Raw genomic sequence first — 18,318 nt, 5'->3', positions numbered from 1 at the left:
AACGGTTCCGCGGACCTGTTCCCGCGGGTTCCGCGGGTCACGCCGGCCGGAAGACCTTCTCCTCCACCAGCCGCCCGTCCCCGTCCCACCGGCGCACGGTGTCGAGTTCCCCGTCCTCGCCGAACGACTTCTCCGAGACCAGCCGACCGCTCGCGTCCCACTCCCGCCAGACCCCCACCGCACCGTGCCGCAGGTCGCTGCGGCCCTCGGTCCGGAGCGTGCCGTTGCGGTGCCATTCCCGGTACGGCCCGTCCTCCACACCGTCCCGGTAGGTCGTCAGCGACTGCACCGTCCCGTCGGGCCAGTGGTCGACGACCTCACCCGTGAAGGGCGCCCCCTCGAAGAGAACGGTGCCGTCCGCGTTCCCGTCGACGTCGTCGTAGTCGATGCGCATCATCGTTCCGTCGGCTCCGTGGACGAGGGGTTCCAGGTCGGCCGACCGCCCGTTCGGGTCGCCCGGAACGTGGTGGTTCCACCCGGCGGCGCTGTGCGCCCCCAAGAGTATCGTCGTGCAGTTCATGCAGCACCGGGAGACGAGCATCCCGGATTTGAACAGCGGGAACACGTTGAATATCAGGAAGTCCCGGAGGGCCTCCTCCGTGGCGTCCGCCCCCGGGCCCAGAGCAGCTCATTCACGGCCTTCGCCAAGCCCGATATCGAGCGGATGAGCGGGGAGCCCGCCGGGCTGCGAGCGGTCCCGGACGAGTCCACCGCCCACGCACAGGCGATTCCGCCCGCCGGGGCGCTCACGCACCCGGCGACACCGTTCCACCCTGCGGTTCATGTCGCTCTCCTCTGGTCGAGCTGCTGGAGTTGCCCCGCGTGGATGTCAGCCACCCACTCCCAGCCGGGCTCGGGCGAGTCGATCCGCGGGTCGTGGGGGACACCGCCGTCACGCAGGGCGTGTACGTACGCCCGGTCCTGTTCGATCCGTGCGTGTACCTGATCGGCCCCGCAGACGGACCCGTGACCGGGGACGAGGACATCGACGTCGTCCGCCATGTCCTCGAGCCGTCGCAGCCCGACGAGGTAGTCCTCGACCGGGTCACCGGCGCCGTTGAAGTCGTCGAGCATCGGAACGAAGACGTCGGACAGCATGTCGCCGGCCACCAGCACCCCGCGCTCCTCGATCAGCAGCGCCGCATGGCCCGGGGAATGCGCCGGATGCTCGATGATCCGGACTTCGGGGCCGTCCCAGGGGATCCGCGCGGTTCCGGCGGGCAGACCGGTGATGAGGCCGTACAGGTCCAGCGGTGTCTCCTCGGCGATCTCCGGCGGCAGCCCCTCGGCGGCGCGGGCCTTCCAGTCCGCTTCCGACCGCACGGCCCGCATGGCGGCCGCGCAGCGGGCCGTGCCATAACGGGGAACGTCGCCGAGGTCGGAGTGCCAGAGCACGTGATCCCAATCAGGGTGCGTGGAGAAGCCCGCCACGACGGGTCGGCCCGTCTCGGACAGGTCGTTCGCAAGGCAGGTCAGTTCGCCGTCGGTGAGCCCGGGGTCGATGAGCAGCACACCCTCCCGGCCTTGCACGACAACGGTGTTGTTCCGGAGCAACTCGCTTCGGTGGATCAGTACACCCTCCGCGACCTGTGTCAGCATGGCGGCCCTGCCCTTCTTCGTAGGTTGATCGAGTCATGCGTGACAGCTCGGTGAGGTCGGTGATCGCCGTCGGTGTGCGCCTGCCGGAGTTCGGCCTGACCGCTCGGGGGCGAGTTCGGGCTGTTCGTCGCAGATTATCGACGGCCGGAGACAGGAATCCGGCGGCGCGTCGGCCGGAGGGTGCGAGATGCACGCTCGGCGGCTGCGTGCCGAGGTCGTTCGCTCCTTCCAGCCCTCCCCGGTGCCCGGTCTCCGTCATCGTCGAGACCTTCACGCGGGAACTGGTGATCACCGAGCCCGAAGAGGTCGGCCGGTACCGTGACATCCACGCGGTCCTCACCGAGCACGCCCTGGACGAGGCCGCCAGTCGTGATCACCTCAGGGAGCTCGCTGCCTCCCTGTGATCCCGGCGGACCCGGGCGGGACCTGCGGGGGCCGCTATCCGCGCGGTCCCTCTCCGGCCGTGGAATCGGTGTGCTCCGTGCCGCCCGGGAGTGGGGACGGCGGGGTCAGGGCGTCGGAGAACATGCTGTTCAGCGTTTCCTGGCGCTCCTGGTCGGACTGCGTCGGCGAGGACCCGGGCGGGCCGACGGACACGACCGTGGGTGCACCCTCTCCGCCGGCCGGTTCCTCGGCGTCCGCCTCCTCCGCCGTCTCGGTCGGAGGCGGCGCGGTGTGCTCCGGCGGCAGGACCTCGGCGTACAGGATGTGCCCTCGACCCCAGGGTTCGTAGGAGACGATGCGGTAGGTGGTGCCGCGGGCGAGGATGATCTCGCGTTCGTGGGGGTGGAGGCTGCGGTCGCCGACCCACAGGCCCCGGGTGCCGGGCGGGAGGGTGAGGCGGATGAGGTCGGTGGGGGAGCCTCCGGCGGCGCTGGGGCGGGGTCCCAGGGACGCGGACATGAACCCGGGGCTGGTGAAGGTGCGGCCGATGAGAAGGGCCGGATTGACGGTGCTGCCGGGAACGAGGTGGTCGAAGCCGTACACGCCGCGCACGGCTTCGACGCCTTCGGGCAGGGGCGCGTCGGTGGCGTCGTCCAGGTGCTCGATGATGTCGAGGACGTGCTGCGCGTCGGGGTAGAAGCCCTGTCCTCTTTTGTCGGGGAGTGTTTCGGCGATCTCGCCCGCGGGTCCGGCGTCGCGGTAGAGGTTCTCCAGGGCGGCCTCGGGGTGGCGGGAGTCGAGGACGTCGCGGACGATCTCCTCCTGTTCGGGCGTGAGCCTGCCGCTGTCGAGGAGGCGGGGCAGGGTGTGCAGGGCCGGCCACCGGCCGTTGTTGGCCTCGTACAACTGCCAGCCGGGGCGGGAGCGGCTCTGTTCGCGGCGGCGGTCGAGTTCGGCCTGGACGGTCGCTTCGTTGAGGGGTTCGAGGCGGGAGAACTGGCTGATCCAGCTGCTGGCGGTGTACGCGTGCACGTACCGGCGGGTGCGGGGCGGGAGCGCGTCGTGGGTGTTGGGGTTGAAGTCCGGATCGTGCAGCAGCTCGCCGTATTCCAGAAGGCCCGCCTCACCGGGGAACCGGCGGATGCCGTCGGAGCCCAGGACCCCCGGCCCCTCGGCCGGTGCGGTCACCTCGGCCGGGTCCGTGCCGCGCCCGCTCTCGTCCGGCCCGAGGCCCGTCCGGTCGGCGGTGTCCGTGGTCGGTGAGGTGCCGGTCTCGTGGGGGAGGGGGAGAGCCGGGGACTCGGGTGCACGGCTCTCCGGTTCGGTGGTCTCCGCAGCCGTGGTGGTGTGCGGCTCCGGCGCGGGGAGGGCGGACTCCTCCTCCCCGCCCTCGGTTCGGGTAGTGCCCTCCTCCGAGGCCGTTACCGTGACCTCCGGTTCGAGCGGTGGGAGTTCTCCTTCAGCGGGTTTCGTGGTCCCGATGCCCTCCGGCTCCGGTTCGGGGTCGGTGACGGCAGGGTCGACCGGCGGGTCCGGCAGGGGGACGTGAACGGGGGTGCCCCGGGGGGAGCCGGGCGGGGTGGCGTCGTAGAGGTCGCTCTCGGCGTCACCCTCCTCTGCCTTCTCCGTCTCCCGGGGGCCGTGTTCCTCCTCGTGGCGGGTGAGGGGGTTTTCGGTGGTCTCCACCGACGGATCGACCACCGTGGTCTCCGCCGGGTCCGCGACCGTCTCCTCCGCCGGGGGCACGGTGGTCTCCTCGTCGGGAGCGACCGCGGTCTCCTCACCGGGGACCACGGCGGTCTCCTCACCGGAGGTGTCCACCGGTTTCGTGGACGCCTCCTCGGCCGGGGCCTCGCGGGTGTCCCTGCTCTCCGTGACCACCGGGGATTCCACCAGGGGCTCCACCGATTCCTCGACCGGTGTCTCCGTGACCTCTTCCGCGGGTTCCTCGACCGGCGTCTCCACCGGCTCCTCCACCGGGGGACCCTCTACCCCCGGCTCCTCCACCGCCGTCTCCGTGACCTCTTCCGCCGGTTCCTCCACCGGCGTTTCCGTCGGCCTCTCCGCCGTCCGCGGGTTGAGCGCGCGCAGGTCGCGCAGGGCGTCGACCATCTCCCGCATCGCCCGGTCCCTGGCCTCCTCCAGTTCGCGGTACCGCTCGTCCCGCTCCTGGTAGTCGATGCGCAGCGTGTCGTCGGCGAGGTCCGGGTCGACCCGGTTCACGAACTCGAACAGCTCCCCGCGCGCCTTGATATAGGCCGCGTCGGCCTTGGCGAAGGCCGCCTCCGCCTCCGCGTACCGGTCGATCTCCGGTGCGCCGGTGTCCAGCCCCCAGGCGCGCGCCCGGTCCTCGTCCACCCACCGCAGCACGGAGGAGTCGCTCTGGCTCCCCACGGGCGGGGTCCCAGGCTCGGCGGAGTTCTCCGCCCACACCAGCCACCGGGCCGGAACCCGCACCAGGAACATCCGCCTGGTCCCCGGCCCCTCGGCCAGCGCCCCCTCGCGCTGGCCGGACGACACCCCGTCCTTGGCCCCGCTCAGGGCCGCGTTGTCGGCGTCGAGGTTCTCCCGGAGGCGGTCCGCCGGGCGCGCGGTCTCCGTGACCTGGCCGCCCAGGCCGGCGTTCTGCGCCCGGTTCTCCGAGGTGTTCTGGGACCGGCGGACGCCCTCCTGGTCCGAGTCCCGGGCGCGGCTCTCGCTGCTCACCCCCTCGATCACGGCGCCGTCCGTGTTCAGCAGCGCCCGCGTCTTGACCACCGTGTCGCCGTACTCGGCGAGCACCGCGGCGTCCTGCGTGGCCTCGGGGGTCAGGGACAGCAGCAGCATCTCGTGCCGGCGGACGGTGATCCCGGCGGCCCGCTCCAGGTCCGTGATCCTCCGGTCCAGGAACCGGGCCGCAGCGTCGACCTCGGCGGGGTCCAGGAGGCCCGGGCCGCCCGTGCGCGTCCACCCGGCCAGGAGCGCGGCGTTGACCACCGCCGCGTCGAGCACGCCGCGGCCCTCCCCCTCGATCGCCACGGGCACGGAGTCGAGCCCCGCCGTGCCGTCCTGGTACCCGCGCCCGTCGCGCCCCCGGTGCAGGTCCGCCCAGTCGTCCGGGTACGTCTCGGTCCCGGTGTGGTCGAAGTTCGCGGGGGTGTACGGGGTCCCGGTCGGCGCGGAGCCGTTGCCGGGGCCGAGCGTCTCCAGGTAGGGGAGCGGGTAGACCGCCTGCGCCTGCCGGTCCAGGACCGACGTGGTGAAGACCTGGTCGCCGATGCGCAGGCTCGCGTCCACCCGGGTCGGCGTCGTGACCACGGCGAAGGGCGTGAACACGACCCGCTCCTGTGTCTCCTCGCGGGTCCGGTTCCGCGAGGAGGAGTCCTCCACCAGCGTCTGCTGCCGGTACGCGGGGGTGCCGCCGGCGCTGATCGCGCCGACCTGCCGACCCGTGGCGGGGTCCTCGCGGTTGCCGATGGGCGCAAGAAGGTCGATGCCGGCGCCGTGGCCGTACCCCCGGAACGTGGTCTCCTTCTCGGAGGAGGAGGTCGCCTTGATGTTGCGGTCGACGAACTCCATCTTCCCGCCGATCTGCTCCACGCGGGACCCCAGCGGGCGCAGGTCCAGGTCGAGGGTGGCCGTCCGCGACCGGCCGTTGACGAGCGTGTTCGCCGGGACCACGCGCACCTCGATGCCCGACAGGTGGGTCATCCCGCGGTTGAGGTCCGAGGTGACCGTCTCGATCAGGTCCTCGCGCGAGTGGGTGGTCAGCTCCCAGCCTCCCCGCCGCAGCCGCTGCTCCAGCTCGGAGACGAGGGAGGCGACCTGGACGGGGCGGGAGTCGTAGCCCTTCCCGGCCAGGTCCGGCTTGAGCACCATCTGCCGGTGCGGCCCCCGCGGCGGCGGGTGCGGGCTCTTGTGGACCCGGCCGTCCGGCCCCCAGGTCAGGTGGTCGTCGACGAGCCCCTCCGCGAAGACCCAGAGCGCGGGGACCATCACCTTCTGCGCGTCGCGGACCTGGGACGTCCACGCCGTGTGGTCGCCGGTCCCGGGAGACCGCGGGACGGAGAACAGGAAGTCGAAGTCCTTCTTGTGCTCGGTGGCCTGGAGGACGACGCCGTGGGTGACGAACTCGAAGGTGGAACCGGTGAACTTGACCTCCCGGCGGGTGCGGAAGGACACGGAGGTGGATTCGCCGCGCCCGTGGCCGTGGGGGGTGTACCGCAGCTCCACGCCCGGCTGGGCGATGGGCGCGGAGGAACCGCGCGGGGCCTGTTCCGCGGTCTCCGCGGTGGGCTGGGAGCTGAACACCCCCCGGGCGATCAGGACCGTGCTGAAGACCGAGTCCCGGGTCGTGCCGAACCCGTAGGAGATCTCCTTGACCTGGTTGGGCTCCATCACCGCGAACTCGCGTAGGACCACCGACGCGACGTGGGTGGGCACGTACCAGGTCACCGTGGTCGGCCGGGTCCGCCACGGGGCGATGCCGTCGTCGAGCTGCACCCGGAAGCGGGAGCCGCCGTCCCGCTGGATCCCCGGCGAGGCGGCCAGGGACTGCGGAGAGGTGTGGTTGGCGATGATCGCCGCCGCGCCCTCCCGGGAGGACGCGGCGCGGGAGAACGCCCAGTGGTCGCGGTCCAGGCTCGCGTAGGTGAGCGAGGAGACGGTGATGATCTCGGAGCCCCGGCGCATCAGGGCCGGGTTGAACGCCTGGACGCTGGAGAACAGCCCCGACAGGCGCCGCGCCCGGTCCGTCCGGTCGATCCGCAGCTCCGGCTCGGGGACGGGGGCACGGCGGCGGCCGCTCCGGCCGGCCGGAGCGTCGGTGGTCCGCTCTCCGGGCGGTGCCGTCTCCGTCGTCCGCCGGGTCCCGGTCCCCGAGGTCCCCGTGTCCGTGTTCCCCGGGTCCGGGACCCCCGTCCCCGTGTCGGTGTTCCCGGTGTTCGTGCTCCCCGGATCCGGGGTCGTGGCGTCAGCGGTGTCCGCGGCCTCCTCGGTGCCCTCCCCGCTCTCGGTGACGGTCTCCGGTCCCTGTCCGGCGGGAGGGGGGAGCAGGCCCAGGTTCTCACTGAGGAACGCCGAGGGGCCGCGGTCGAAGAGCCGCTCCGCCTGGGACGGCGGCAGCCTCCTGGGCGGCTCCGGGGCCTGCGCCGGGGGCGTGTCGAGGGTGAACCGCCGGCCGGTCCGCGGGGTGTGCAGCTCCACCCGGGCCCGCACCGGGTCCGGCATGCCGTCGCCGTCGCCGAAGAGCTGTCGCCCCATCCCCGTCCGGGACGGCGCCTCCCACCGCGAGGAGCGCGGCACCACGGAGTCGTCGGGTCCCATCCACGCCGAGAACTCCACGTCGGCGAACAGCACCCTGCTCCCGCTCTTGTCCTTGACGTTGGTCTCGGAGGCCGCCGAGACCCCGTACTCGCTCTGCTTGCGCGAGCGGAACTCGTTGGCGGCCCGGAAGTACACGCCCCCGGCCCGGGAGGGCGTGCCGAAGGAGTCGACGCCGGCGGAGATGCTGCGCAGGGTCACCCCCGTCCGGCCCTCGGCGGTGACCGATGTGACCTTGTCGGACTTGCGGCCGATGCCCGAGGACGCCCCTGTGGTGCTGCCGGTGTGCGAGGAGTCCAGCGGGGCGGTGGCCTCGGAGTAGCCGGTGACCCGGACCCGCGGCCACACCGAGATGTGGTCCGGCACGGTGAACCTGCGCTCGCGCATCTCGTTGCGGAACGGCAGGAACTTCGTCTCCACCAGCTTGATCTCGACCTGGCCGGACAGCCAGGCGTCCCGGTCGGCCCGGAAGGAGGAGGAGTTGACCTGGGCCAGGACCTTCTCGGTGTTCAGCTCGGCGGTTCTGCGGTTGCGCCGGTGGTTCCAGCCCGCATGCGAGCGCGCGGGCTCGGGGGTGCCGGGGACCGCCAGGTGCGGCAGCACCAGGCCGGGGTACTCCCGGTCGATCTCCGTCAGGAGCCTGTGCGCGAAGTCGCGGAAGAAGGACTGCGGGAGCTCCCCGTCCTCGGTGCGCACCTCCGACCCGTCGGCGTGGGTCACGTCGCGGACCAGCGCGTCGCCGAAGTGGGTCGGACCCCCCTCGCGGTCCAGGAAGGGGTCGCCCGTCCGCTCCAGGTCCTCCGTCTCGGGGCGCTCCCCGTTGAGGCGGCGGACGTCGTCGGCGGTGACGGCCTCCAGCGAGGACGCGTCGAAGTACGTGGGCTCGGCGTCCCCGTCGAGCCACACGGCGATCGTCCGCCGGGTCCGGTAGACGGCCGTGTCCGTGCTGTGGAACAGGTGGGCGTCCCACGTGTTGCCCGAACGCCCCCGGCCCTTGGACCACACCTGCTGGAAGCGCGTCTCGAAGTAGGGCGCGTCGACCCGGACCGCGTCGCCCGGGGTCCGGGTCACCATGCCGCCCGACACCGCCACGAAGAAGCCCTTGAGCCGGTTGGCGAGCACCGAGGCGCCGCGGGCGTAGCGGTCGGTGAACTTCATGTTGAAGTCCTTGGGGGTCTCCGGGACCAGCTCCATGGAGGTCGGCGGAGCCCAGATGGTCAGCAGGCGCGTCCCGCCCCCGGCGTCGGGGACGCGCACGGTCCGGGGCTCGTCCGTCATCGTGGGCAGCTGGGTCATGACGATGTCGTCGGCGAACACCTCCAGGACGCCGCGCCGGTCCAGCTCGCGGCGCAGGGCGCGCGACCCCGTCTTGGGGTGGGTCACCACCTTGGGCTCGTCGCTGCCCGGGCGCGGCCGGTGGAGCACCCGGCGGGTGTTGGAGCCCTCCCCGGGGGCCTCGAAGCCCAGGCGGTCGGCGACCCAGGAGTTGAGGCCGGTGGGCGCCTCGGCCGACTCGGGGGACCGCGTCCCCCACGTGGGCAGCAGGCCCCGCCACCGCGAGCGGCCCCCGCGCGGTGAGCCGGTGCCCTCGCCGGGGGTCTCGGTGCGGCGCGTGATGGACTCGATCGAGATCGGGTGGGAGTTGGCCAGGTAGCCGCCGTACTTCGTGGCGTCCGGCGCCGTGGTCGGCGGGTCTCCCTCGGCCGGGTCTCCCTCGGTTCGGGACCCGTCCTCGGACGCGGTGTCCTCCGCGGCCGTGGCCGGGGGACGGAAGGGGTCGGTGAACGTGATCCGCGGGGGGAGGTCGTCGCGCCGCTTCAACCCGCCCATGAGGACGAGTTCCACACCGTCGTCGAGCCGGGTCTCGGTCCGGACCGGGCCGAGGTCCATGCCGTCGGCCGGGTCGTTCCCGCCCGCCGTCTGCGGCGGGGGCGGCCGGTGCGGGGTCCACTCGGCGGTGAGGGTGCTGCTGTAGGTGGTCCCCTCGCCGGTCATCTCCGTGGTGAGGAGCCGTGTGTGGCCGCCGTCGCCGGACTGCTGCTGGATCGCCGAACCTCCGAAGGCGGAGGCCCGGAAGCCGACGGCCGGCGCGGGGAGCCCGCTGACGCCCAGCAGGTTGGCCTGGAAGGCCACGACCGGGCGGCGCGCGGAGCCGACCAGCCCCGACTCGCCCCGCGACTCCTGGGTCTGCATGTCGTGCAGGCCCTTGTACTTGGCCACCGGGGCGCCGCCCCGGTTCCGGCCGCCCTCGTGCCAGTCGTCGTCGGAGCGCAGCCGCAGCGTGAAAGCGGTGCCGTCGGCGGAGGTCTCGGTGACCCCGTCGCGGGAGAAGAAGTCGCGGGGGTCGGTGCCGAGCCTCGTGTGCAGGGAGGCGCGCACGTCCGCGGGCAGGTCCGGGCGCGTGTCCAGGACGGCGTCCGGGTCCACGCGGACGCCGTAGGACTCGATCCACCGCGACTCGATCAGGTAGTTGAGCCGCAGCGGGTCCGCGCCCTCCTCCGTGCCGTCCGATTCCTCGGTCGGGACCTCGGTGCGCACTTCCTCCTCCGCGGGCGGGGGCGGGGGTGGGGGAGGCTGCGGAACCCTGGTGACCTCCTCGGACTCCTCGGTACGGGTGTCCTCGGTCTCTTCGGTGCGGGTCTCCTCGGGCGGGGTGGTCCGGGCGACCTCGGAGTCCGTGCCCTCGTCCTTCGGCGGCGGGGATGGGGCCTTGGGGGGCTCCGTGGTCTCCCCAGGGGCCCGCGTGTCCGTGCCCTCCCCGCCCGGCGGCGGTGACGGGGCGCGTTCGTGTTCGTCGGCGGGTGCGGGATTCCGGGTGTCCGCTTCTCCACCCTGCGGCGGAGCCGGGGGTGTGAACGCGGTGTCGGACTCCCCGGGTTCCGGCGTGCTCTCCAGCCGAGGGGGCCGCCCCTCGACGTTCGGAACGGTGAGGGTGCCGCGATCGGGTCCCCCTCCGGTGCCCCCGGCCGTTTCCGCGGCGGGAGCCGACTCGGTGTCGATGGGTATGTACACCGGCTCGTCCGCGAACCGGACCCGCCGCTCGCGGCGGACGCCGTTCCGTTCCTGCTCCCTCGCCGTGTCGGAACGGCCGGGGTCGCGGGTCGTGTCCTCGGGGGCGGGGGACACGCCCGACGGGGTCAGCGAGCTGAAGAAGAGGTCCAGGTCCACCCCGCTCCCGCGCCGCTCCGGGGAGCCGACCGCAGCGGACGGCGGCGGGAAGCCCCCCGCCTCGTCCGGGTCCGTGAGGGGACCCTCCCGGCGGAACGGCCCGTCGCCGGAGGGGGTGCCGGGCGGCGTGCCGTTCCCGGTTTCCCCGTCCCTGGTCCCGCCCGCGGCCTGGGACGGGGGCGGCTCGGTCCGGTCGCCGGACACCGGGCCGCGTTCGCCCTCGGGGGACGCCGCGGCGGAGTCCCCCCGCGTATCGGGGGACTCCCCGGGAGGCGGGGCATGCCCGCCGGGGGGCGTGGTCGGCCCCTCCGGGGCCTGGGCGGAGGACTCGCCCCCGCCTGCGGCGGGGGTTTGGGCGCTTTCCTCCGGGGTGGTTTCGTGCTGGTCCTCCCGGGCGCTCCCGCCCTCTTCCTCTGGGGTGGTTTCGTGCTGGCCTTCTCGGGTTTCCCCGCTCTCTTCCTGCGGGGCGGTTTCGTGCTGGTCCTCCCGGGTGTCCCCGCCCTCTTCCTGCGGGGCGGTCTCGCGGTGATCCTCCCGGGTGCCCTTTTCCGCTTCCCGGTCGGTGGCGGCGCTGCCGCCCTCCTCCTCGGCGGGCGGGGGAGGGGGCGCGGTGGAGGTGTCGTCCTCCTGTGCGCCGGACTCCGCGGGCGCCTCCTCGGTGACACCGCTCTCGGCTGCGCCGCCCTCGTCGGCCGGACCGCGATCATCCCCCCGGCCGGAGCCGCTCTCCGACCCGCTCCCGGACAGGGGCGCGCCCGCGCCCGAGCCGGGCCCGGCACCGGCCGGCCCACGCCCGCTCCCGCCCTCCGTCACGGGCGCGGTCGTGTGCCGCGTGTCGGGACCGCGGCTCTCGGTGCGCGGCGACCGGTTCCCGTCGTCCGACCCCGACCCAGCCTCCGAAGCGCCCGGTTCGCCGGACCCGGGGGGACCGGCGGGGACGTTCCCGGTCTCCGACCGTTCCGACCGGCCGGACACCGACGCGCCGTCCTCGTCCCCGTCCTCGTTATCCGTGCCGTACCCGCCGTCCGTTCCGTATTCGGATCCGAGGTCGAACGACATGTCGTCGCCGCCTCCACCCCGCAGGTGCAGGACCGGCCCCTCACCGTTCCCGGACGAGGACCCCGGCCACCCGCCCCCTCCGGTCCCCGGCCCCGGAGCGAACGGCCGGTCGCCGGCGTCCTCCCCGTCCGGGCCGAGCCCGCGCGGCCCGGACCCGTCCGGCTCCGGGAGGTCCACCGGGGTGTTGTTGAGATTGCGCAGGTCGTCGAGGGCGTCGATGGCCCTGAGTCCGCCGGTCACGGCCAGGTCGTGCACGACCGAGGTGGCGGCGCCCGCCACCGCCGACATCCCCGACGCCTCCCACTGCTGCTCGGGGGAGAAGAGCAGGTTGGTCAGGCCCTCGCCCATGTAGCCCTCGAACGCGCCCGAGCCCGCGCCGATGCCCAGCGCGGTCAACCGGTCCCGCCACCGGGTCCCGAACTCGGCCACCGTGTCGGCGAAGGCGTTCGGGACGTCGCGGGCGAGGTGGTCCCGGGTGCTCTGCGGCAGCGGCGCGCCGCCCAGCACGTCGTCGAGCGCCGAGGTCGCACCCGGGGTGTTCCACGTCCGCAGCAGGGTCTCCGCGTACTCGCGGCCCAGCGCCCTGGCGGCGTCATCGCCCAGCTCGTCCCCGAAGTGGCGGGCGAACACGTTCCCCGCCCCGTCGATGAAGCGTTCTCCGTGCCCGATGCCGCTGCTCGCGGTGTTGGGCCGCTGCGCGGGCCCGGTGAACTCGTTGGAGTTGCGGGCGAACAGGGTCACCAGGTCCCGGTTGAACTCCGGGGTGATGCTCCCCGGCGGCCAGGTCACCGTGGGGCCGTCCTGCCCCGCCCCGTCGCGCCCGGGCCCCTCGCCCGGCGGCGGCCCCGGCGGGTCGTTCGGCGGCCCGGGCGGGCCGCCCGCGTCGTCGCGGACGTTCGGCGGCCCCGGCGGGCCGGAGCCCGTCCCGTCCGGAACCGTCTCGGGGACGTCCCGCAGCGGCGGCGGGTCCGGGGTCGGCTCCGGGCCCCGGCCGACGGGCCCGGACGGCGGCTCGGGGACGATGTCGCGGACCGGCGGCGGGACGGGGGGATCGGGGAGGTTGTTCCCGAAGAGGTCCGCCAGCTGCCTGCTGAGGAACAGGTCGGCGCCCATGGACAGGCCCGCGCCGAGCAGCCCCTCCACGAACGCGCCCGCGGCGGCCATCCGGGTGAGCTCCTTGTCCCACTCGTCCCGGTTGCCCTGGTCCATCTGGATGCGCTGGATGAGCAGGTCCATGGTGGTGCCGAACAGCTGGGCCACGAACAGGTGGCTCAGCAGGTTCCACACCAGCCAGTTGAGGATGCGGCGGATCGCCTGGCTGCGGATGAACCTGAACATCGAGATCCACGCGAGCGACGCCCCGAACGTGAACTTCGACATCGCGATCGCCCAGGCGATCTCCAGCGCCAGCTGGACGAGCTGGCCGATGATCATCCACTTGGCGTACTCGACCTGGTTGGCGGACTCCTTGGCGTACGCCCGGATCTCCCCGGCCAGTTTCGCGGCCTCGCCGACGTAGTCCCGTTGTCCCGCGGTGAACTGGGCGAGGGAGTTCTCGAAGTACTCGGTGGTGCGCCCGTCGAACGTCGACCGCACCTTGCGGCGCAGCACCACGATCAGCTCGGGCAGCTCGGTCGCCAGGATGTACTCGACCGTGGCGTACATGTCGGAGACGTCCCGCAACCGGTCCTCGTCCACGTTCGGCCACTCGGTGCCGGTGAGGCCGTAGAAGAGGTCGGCCAGTCCGTCGGGGATCTCCATCCCCATGCGCGTCCCCGCCCCCGATCCGTTCCGCCGCCGGTCGCCCGCCGCCGGGAGCCGCGGGGCCCGGCGGACGCGACGATCCTAGGGCGGGACGGAGCCCCGGAACGGGCCCCGTGCGGTCCTTTCCGGAGTGTTCGCCCGGCCGTCACCGGGCGCGCACCCGGCGCTGACCGGACGGCCGCGAACCCCTGGGGGACGGGTCATCCGGGCGCGGCGGACCGCCGCGCGCCGTGCCGGACCACTGCGCGCCGTGCCGGACCACTGCGCGCCGTGCCGGACCACTGTGCGCCGTGCCGGGCGGGACGGCGCCGAGGCGCCCGCCCGGCGGTGCGGCCCGTCCTGTCGGCCCAGCCCTGTTCCACCCCGTCCGGTCCTGCCCCGCCCGGCCCCGCCGATCCCACGGCGACCGGCCCCGCTGCGGGCCCGGGTCAGAGGTCCTCCGCGCCGAGGAACGCGCGCACCTCCGCCAGGAACCGGTCGTGGCACTCCACCTGCGCCCAGTGCCCGCAGTCCGGCACCGTGACCAGCCGCGCCCGCGGCATCAGCCGGGCGGCCCGCCGGGAGCCGCGCGGGTCCACCAGGGGGTCGTCCTCCCCGTGGAAGAACAGGGCGGGCACCCCGATCCGGTGCACCCGGCCGCTCAGGTCGTTGAGCATCCCGCGGCGTCCCACGGTGGCCCGGTTGTACCCCAGGTGCCCCAGCTGCGACCCGGGCCTGCGGATCAGGCGGGTGAACTCCTCCACCACCGGCGCCGGGATCGCCGACGGGTTCCGGACCACGGCCCGCACGGACATCTCGGGGAAGTACCGGTCGACCGCGCGCAGCACGGGCAGCACCAGCGGGTCGGGGGTGTGCACCGCCGCCCAGGCGCCCGCCTGCGTGAACCGGTCGCGCAGCCGCGGCACCAGCCCGGCGGGGGCGACCAGGACCAGCCCGGCGACCCGTTCCGGGTGCTCCAGGGCCAGGTTGAGCGCGATGTCCCCGCCCATGGACACCCCGGCCACGACCGCCCGCTCCACCCCCAGCGCGCCCATCGCCTCGTCCACGACCGCCGCCAGCTCCCGCGGGCCGCCCACCGGCCCGGCCTCCAGGCTGCCGCCCCACCCGGGCAGGTCCAGCGCCCACACCCGGCGGTCGGCGGACAGCGGCTCCAGCAGCCGGTACCAGGAGACCGCCGCGCCGTCCGGGCCGCTGCCGTGCAGCAGGACCAGGGGCGCAGGTCCGGGCCGCGCGCCGCCGGCCCGCAGCACCCGCAGGCGCCCGACCCCGACGTCCACGTACTCCTCCCGCGCCCCGGGCGGTACGAGGTGGTCCATGGCGGCTCCCTTCCGTCCGCCGCCCACCCTATGCACGCCGGCCCCCGACCGGTCGGAGGATTCCCGTACCGCCGGGCCCTCCCGTTGCCCGGACCCCGTTGCGCGGGCGCCCCCGAGGACACGAGAATGCCGGTGTCGCACGGTAACGGAGGCCACGCACACCATGACCGACCCCTCATCCGACGAACACCCGCCCCCCATCGACACCACGGCGGCCCACTCCGCCCGGGTCTGGAACTACTGGCTCGGCGGCAAGGACAACTACCCCGTGGACCGCGAGGTCGGCGACTACGTGCTCGCCGCCTACCCGGAGATGGTCGAGGCCGCCCGCGCCGACCGGGGCTTCCTCATCCGTGCGGTCACCCACATGGCCCGCGAGGAGGGCGTCCGCCAGTTCCTCGACGTCGGCACCGGCCTGCCCACCCACAACAACACCCACGAGGTCGCCCGGCGGGTGGACCCCGGCGCCGCCGTGGTCTACGTCGACAACGACCCCATGGTCCTGGCCCACGCCCGGGCGCTGCTCACCGGCGGCGCGGGCGACGTCCACTACGTCGACGCCGACCTGCGCGAACCGGACAAGGTGCTGGCCGCCGCCCGCGACCACCTGGACTTCACCCGCCCCATCGGCCTGACGATCCTGGGCACCATGGGGCACACCGAGGACACCGCCGAGGCCTACGCCCTCACCCGCGCCTACATCGACGCCCTGCCCCCGGGGAGCTTCTTCGCCCTGTGCGACGGCACCGACACCAGCGAACCGATGGTGGAGGCGGCCCGCCGGTGGAACGACACCGCCGCGCTGCCCTACCACCTGCGCACCCCGCAGGAGATCGCCGGGTTCTTCGCGGGGCTCGAACTCGTGGAACCGGGTGTGGTCTCGGCGTCGCTGTGGCGGCCTGACGGGACCGAGGTGGGCGACCCCGCCCACGTGGACCAGTACTGCGGGCTGGCCCGCAAGCCCTGACCCCAGGCCGGCGGCGGCCCGCGGCCTGCGGCCGACGGGTTCCGGCCCCCGGCTGCCGGCGGCCCCGGTCCTCGGTCCGCGGCTCGCGGTCCCCGGCCGGCGGGCTCCGGCCCTCCGAGACCGGCGGCGGGCGGCCCCCGGACGGACGCGCGCAGGCGGTTCCGGGCCGCCGCCCCCGAGGCCCCGCGACCCGCCCCGGAACCGGTCCCGTCACCGGCCCCTTGCCTTCCGCACCCCCGCCACCGGCACTCGTGACACAGCGGTGACGGCCCGTTCAGCAGGGGTATCCCCCCGGGTCACCCCGGTCGGGCACGATGTTCGCCTTCCCCCGCACACCGTGAAAGCGAGCACCCGTGCCCTCTCCCACCTCCCCCGAGGGGACCGGCCCGGCCCGGCCCGTCCAGGTCGGCACCGGCGGGCACCGGCCCGGCATCGAGGGCCTGCGCGCCGTGGCCGTGCTCCTGGTCGCCGCCTACCACATCTGGTTCGGCCGGGTCTCCGGCGGCGTCGACGTGTTCCTCATGCTCACGGGCCTGCTCGTCACCGCCTCCCTGCTGCGCGCCGCCACCGGCCCGGGCATCCGCTACGGCGCGTTCCTCGCCCGGCTGGCCGCCCGCCTGCTGCCGACCGCGGCCCTGGTCGTCCTGTTCACCCTGGCCGGGACCTGGCTGTTCCTGCCCCGGTCGCAGTGGAGCGAGGCGCCCGGGGGAGCGGTCGCCGCCCTGCTCGGCCACACCAACTGGCGCCTGGCCCTGGACTCGGTGGACTACCTGGCCCGCACCGGCGTCCCCGACCCCTTCCAGCACTTCTGGTCGCTGTCGGTGCAGTGGCAGTTCTACCTGCTGTGGCCCGCCCTCATCGCGGGAGCGGTGCTGCTCGCCCGGCGCGGGGGGCGCGACCCGCGCCGGCCGCTGTTCTGGGCGCTGGCGGCGGTGTTCGCGCTCTCCCTGGCCTACTCGGTGGTGACGACCCGCACCGACCAGCCGTGGGCGTACTTCGACACCGGGGCCCGGCTGTGGGAGCTCGCGCTCGGCGGGCTGGTGGCCCTGCTGCTGCCGGCCCTGCGACCCGGGCGCACCGCCCGGCTGCTCCTGGGCTGGGGCGGGCTGGCGGCGCTGGTGCTGTGCGGGGCGCTGCTCCAGGTGTCCACGGCGTTCCCGGGCTTCGCCGCGCTGTGGCCCACCCTGGCGGCCGCGGCCGTCATCGCCGCGGGGGCGCCCGCGGGCGAGGCCGTCGGCGTCGACCGGCTGCTCTCCTCCCGGCCGCTGCGCTACCTCGGCTCCATCTCCTACGCCCTGTACCTGTGGCACTGGCCGATCCTCGTCTTCTACCTGGCCGCCACCGACCGCGACCTGGCCACCCCGCAGGGCGGGGCGGCCGTCCTGGCGGTGTCGCTGCTGGCCGCCGCCGCGACCACCCCGCTCGCCGACCGGCTCGCCGGGCTCGGGCGCGGCGCGGGCCGCCGGGCGGTGCTGCGCGGCACCGCCGTGGCCCTGGCCTGCCTCCTCCCGGCCCTGGGCGCGGCGGGCGCCTGGGCACAGGCCCAGGAGGCCGAACGCGCCCGCTGGGACGCCCTGCTCGCCGACGGCGGCGGCTACCCGGGCGCCGCCGCCACCGACGGCGGCGCGGCGGCACCGGACCTGCCGGTCTACCCGCCGGTGTCCCTGGCCGCCGAGGACGCCCCGGTCACCTACGCCGACGGGTGCAACCAGACCACCATGGACTCCGAGGTCATCGTCTGCGACTACGGGCCCGACCACGCGGAACGCACCATCGCGCTGGTGGGCGGCTCGCACGCCGCGCACTGGTTCCCGGCCCTGGAGGCCATCGCCGTCGAGAACGACTGGCGGCTGCTCAACATCGTCAAGGGCGCCTGCCTGTTCACCGACGCCCCGCAGGTCTACAAGGGCGAGCCCTACACCTCCTGCGCCGAGTGGAACCGGGGGGTGATGGCGGAGCTGGAGCGGCTGCGGCCCGACACGGTCTTCACCACCGGCACCACCACCAGCCTGGACGCCTCCGCCGGGTTCGGCGATGAGCAGATCGTGGACGGGTACGTGGAGCGCTGGCGCGAACTGGGGGAGTGGGGCATCGAGGTGGTCGCGGTGCGCGACACCCCCAGGTTCGGGTTCGACGTGCCCGGCTGCCTGGCCGAGGCGGACCCCGCCGACCCGGACGCCTGCACCACCGAACCGGAGCGGTCCCTGGCACCGGTCTCCCCGCTGGCGGAGGCCGCCCTGCCCGCGAACGTGACGGTGCTGGACCTGACCGACCTGTTCTGCGACGCGGACGTGTGCCGCCCGGTGATCGGCAACGTGCTCGTGTACTGGGACGGCAGCCACATCGGCTCCACCTTCATGCGCACCCTCGCCCCGGAGCTCGAACGCCGCTGGCTCCTCGCCGAACGCCGCTGACGACCGGGACGGCCGCCCGACCGCGGATGAACACTCGCCGAACACCGGGGGTCCGGTACGGGTCCGAGGGCTCTGAAGGCTCGGAAACGCTCCCTTTTCCTTCCGGATTCCACGGGGCTCCAAACCTCTGATCCGCGACCGGACAAGGACATCTCGTTTTTCAGGTCGCCTGCTTCACCAAAGGTGCACCGTGTGCGCATTGGGACACAGTTCTTGTGATCTGGGACACGATTCCCTCGGGTGTCCCTGGTTGCTAATGTCCCGTTCCGTCTCAGGACGACCGCCACCGGTCGCGCCCGTATGGCGCGGCACCCCTGCTCGGTGATCCCCCGACCCTGGGACTGAG

Annotated in this window: 7 protein-coding genes; 3 read left to right on the top strand and 4 right to left on the bottom strand. The window is 74.1% G+C overall.

What is annotated here, in order from left to right:
* Nucleotides 1–37: 37 nt before the first annotated feature.
* Both ABZ249_RS19815 and ABZ249_RS19810 read right to left on the bottom strand, forming a co-directional pair.
* The gene (locus ABZ249_RS19815) at nucleotides 38–541 is read right to left on the bottom strand and encodes a hypothetical protein (RefSeq protein WP_355264854.1); all 504 of its coding nucleotides are present in this window, start codon (nucleotides 539–541) and stop codon (nucleotides 38–40) included.
* A gap of 239 nt (nucleotides 542–780) precedes the next feature.
* A complete protein-coding gene (locus ABZ249_RS19810; protein ID WP_355264852.1) occupies nucleotides 781–1,599 on the bottom strand; it encodes an MBL fold metallo-hydrolase in 819 nt (272 codons plus the stop codon).
* A 206-nt stretch (nucleotides 1,600–1,805) separates the two neighbouring features.
* On the opposite strand from ABZ249_RS19810, the gene ABZ249_RS19805 reads away from it, so the two are divergent.
* Nucleotides 1,806–2,003 carry a Scr1 family TA system antitoxin-like transcriptional regulator gene (locus tag ABZ249_RS19805; protein WP_355264849.1) on the top strand — a complete coding sequence of 66 codons (198 nt, stop codon included), beginning with the start codon at nucleotides 1,806–1,808 and terminating at the stop codon, nucleotides 2,001–2,003.
* 34 nt (nucleotides 2,004–2,037) lie between these two features.
* Here the strand turns inward: ABZ249_RS19805 and ABZ249_RS19800 are convergent, their stop codons facing one another.
* Together ABZ249_RS19800 and ABZ249_RS19795 are read right to left on the bottom strand one after the other, a co-directional pair.
* The gene (locus ABZ249_RS19800) at nucleotides 2,038–13,278 is read right to left on the bottom strand and encodes an ADP-ribosyltransferase (RefSeq protein WP_355264846.1); all 11,241 of its coding nucleotides are present in this window, start codon (nucleotides 13,276–13,278) and stop codon (nucleotides 2,038–2,040) included.
* Between the two features lie 425 nt (nucleotides 13,279–13,703).
* The gene (locus tag ABZ249_RS19795) at nucleotides 13,704–14,591 is read right to left on the bottom strand and encodes an alpha/beta fold hydrolase (RefSeq protein WP_355264843.1); all 888 of its coding nucleotides are present in this window, start codon (nucleotides 14,589–14,591) and stop codon (nucleotides 13,704–13,706) included.
* Nucleotides 14,592–14,754: 163 nt separating this feature from the next.
* On the opposite strand from ABZ249_RS19795, the gene ABZ249_RS19790 reads away from it, so the two are divergent.
* Both ABZ249_RS19790 and ABZ249_RS19785 read left to right on the top strand, forming a co-directional pair.
* On the top strand, nucleotides 14,755–15,558 hold the full coding sequence (locus ABZ249_RS19790; RefSeq protein WP_355264840.1) for an SAM-dependent methyltransferase: 804 nt from the start codon (nucleotides 14,755–14,757) through the stop codon (nucleotides 15,556–15,558).
* 353 nt (nucleotides 15,559–15,911) lie between these two features.
* The gene (locus tag ABZ249_RS19785) at nucleotides 15,912–17,972 is read left to right on the top strand and encodes an acyltransferase family protein (protein ID WP_355264837.1); all 2,061 of its coding nucleotides are present in this window, start codon (nucleotides 15,912–15,914) and stop codon (nucleotides 17,970–17,972) included.
* The last annotated feature ends 346 nt before the right edge of the window (nucleotides 17,973–18,318 follow it).

Source organism: Nocardiopsis sp. NPDC006139 (assembly GCF_040614155.1).
In the GTDB taxonomy this organism is placed as follows: Bacteria; Actinomycetota; Actinomycetes; order Streptosporangiales; family Streptosporangiaceae; genus Nocardiopsis; species Nocardiopsis changdeensis.
The sequence above is the reverse complement of the archived record's forward strand: the minus strand, read 5'-3'. Positions and strand labels throughout refer to the sequence as shown.